Source organism: Xanthobacter sp. BG11Y11_SDJG, assembly GCF_057364445.1.
The window spans coordinates 1-529 of sequence record NZ_JBNFNU010000897.1 but is presented as its reverse complement, the minus strand read 5'-3'; the positions used below and the strand labels follow the sequence as shown (position 1 = coordinate 529).

At 77.9% G+C, this 529-nt stretch carries 1 protein-coding gene; it reads right to left on the bottom strand.

Annotated features, from left to right (window positions below):
- A partial coding sequence (locus AC2W7M_RS27180) for a hypothetical protein (protein WP_486136358.1) occupies positions 1 to 308 on the bottom strand: 308 nt, incomplete at its 3' end.
- Positions 309 to 529 lie beyond the last annotated feature (221 nt).

Here is a 529-nt window from a genome sequence, read left to right as displayed (position 1 = left end):
GCCGCGAAGGCGAGGCCGACGCCCGGCGGGGCGGAAAGCGCCGGCTCCGGCGCGCCGGACAGGGCGTCGAGGCCATCGGCCAGCCGGGCCAGGAGCCGGGCGAACAGCGTCGGGCCTTCATGCGCCAGCACAGCGCGGAACAGCGGGGTCGCCGCGCACCGCGCCAGCGCGCCGGTCTCGATGGGGGACAGGGCCTGTCCACCGGGAACGTCCCCCTCTCCCGCTTGCGGGAGTGGGCTTTGGGCATGCGGGGCGCCGCGCTCATCCTCCCGCGTGCGGGAGGATGCGTCCGGGGCGGGGGCCATCATCGCGCCGAGCCTCTCCGGCGTGAGGACCGGCAGGCCGGCGCGGCCGAAGGCGGGGTCGGTCTCCCGGCGCAGGCGGGCGAGGAGGCGGACGGTTGGGGTCTCGCCGGCGGCAAGCCAGGCGTCGAGGCTCCGAGAGAGAGAAGGCGGCAGAGGTCGAAGGCCTCCCCCGCCAAGGCGCGCGCCAGAGCGGGGGCGCCGTCCGGACGGGCGAGGAGGCCGAG